Raw genomic sequence first — 1,466 nt, forward strand, 5'->3', positions numbered from 1 at the left:
GCGGGAATCGCGCCCCCTGATTGTCCTAAGGCATTGATGGTTTGTTGATTGGCTTCAACCGCTTTTGAGCTACCACCAAACACACCGCCTAACGCATTACCCAATCCACTAAAAATGCTTGAACTACTGCTGGATGTGGCTTGCTGACTTGCAATGATTTGCTTACCTTGTAGCACCGCTAGTGTGGGTTGTTTGACATATTCTTTAGCGGCATTATAGTCTTCTGGTTGACCTAGCATATCCAACACATACGTTTGATTGTCGGCAAGCTCTACTGGAACGCTAATATTGCTTGAACGTAACACATCGTGATTGTCACCGCGCAGCTCGTACAACCGATTGTACTTGGCAGTAATTACATGTTTGCCTGGCTCAAGTTTGTAGGTTTTTTGCGGTTTTGAAAGCAAGCCGTTTTTGACTTCTTGACCATTAATGGCGGTCACCACGGTATTATCAGCAACATTCAAGGTGACCTGGGCAAATGTTTGTGTGGTTGCTAACACGCCCGCAGTCAACGCGGCAGCCGTCCATAAGTACTGTTTATTCATAGGATATCCTGTTGTTTTACATCAAACTGTTAATGGATTCTAACCCATTTATCACGCAATTCCTATGACAAACCCGGTCAAAAATCTAAAAAATTCTCATTTTCTGCAATTTCATCAAAGTCCGCCAATTCAAAATTGAGCGTTAAATTATCAATGATGTTCATCGCATCTTGAATTTTGGCTTTGGTCACTTTGTTTAATGGGGTGCGTTCCATGTTGGAAAACAATGGCTGCAATTCGTTTAACACTGCCAACATCGCACCGATGCGGTGTGGGCCTTCGTTGAGCAAATAGTCAATAATGCGCGGGTCAAAGTGCCAATGACGACGGCGTAATACCGATTCCAAAATTAGCTGTCTATCAAGCTTATCACTGCCCGTTGGCAACTGAAAAGTTGCGGCTCGCGCAAGCCTTGATAGCAAATCTCGCAGCTCAAAATTTAACGCCTTGACCGGCAACCGACTGGCAAAAATAATTTTATTGCCGTATTCTTGCGATAAATTAATCAGATGAAAAACTGCTTCTTGCCACTCAGGATGACCTTGAATTTCATCCATATCATCAAGCGCAATCACTGTGGTATTTTCTAGCGATGACAACACCATGGCATCCATATTGGCGTTTATCAGCTCACGTAGTGATAGATAAATAACAGATTGGTCGATATCACGGAAAGATTCGCAGATAGCGTTGAGTAGATGGGTTTTACCTGTATCGCGCTCGCCGTATAGATACAGCTGCGTCAATAGCCCTACATGCATTTGGCGCACCACATCGATGATTGATACCCAGCCTGGACCACTAAAGTCACTGATACTCGCGGACTGCTTGATATTTAAGTTTAGACTTAATTGTTCCGACATTCATGCACTCGCAATCGGTAAGATATCCCTTTTTGAAAATAAATCATAAACCACT

General features: G+C 43.4%; 2 protein-coding genes. Both read right to left on the reverse strand.

Annotated features, from left to right (window positions below):
- Positions 1-548 (reverse strand): DUF2057 family protein (locus tag RTR63_RS04155; RefSeq protein WP_312522817.1); only part of this gene is annotated, 548 nt, incomplete at its 3' end.
- Between the two features lie 77 nt (positions 549-625).
- Positions 626-1,411, reverse strand: coding sequence for a DnaA ATPase domain-containing protein (locus RTR63_RS04160; protein ID WP_312275777.1), 786 nt, complete (start codon positions 1,409-1,411; stop codon positions 626-628).
- Positions 1,412-1,466: the final 55 nt, after the last annotated feature.

This window comes from Moraxella sp. CTOTU47724 (genome assembly GCF_032014955.1).
GTDB lineage: Bacteria > Pseudomonadota > Gammaproteobacteria > Pseudomonadales > Moraxellaceae > Faucicola > Faucicola tetraodonis.

Coding starts and splice junctions, on each gene's coding strand:
- RTR63_RS04160 (WP_312275777.1), bottom strand. CDS start 1,411: ATGTCGGAACAATTAAGTCTAAACTTAAATATCAAGCAGTCCGCGAGT.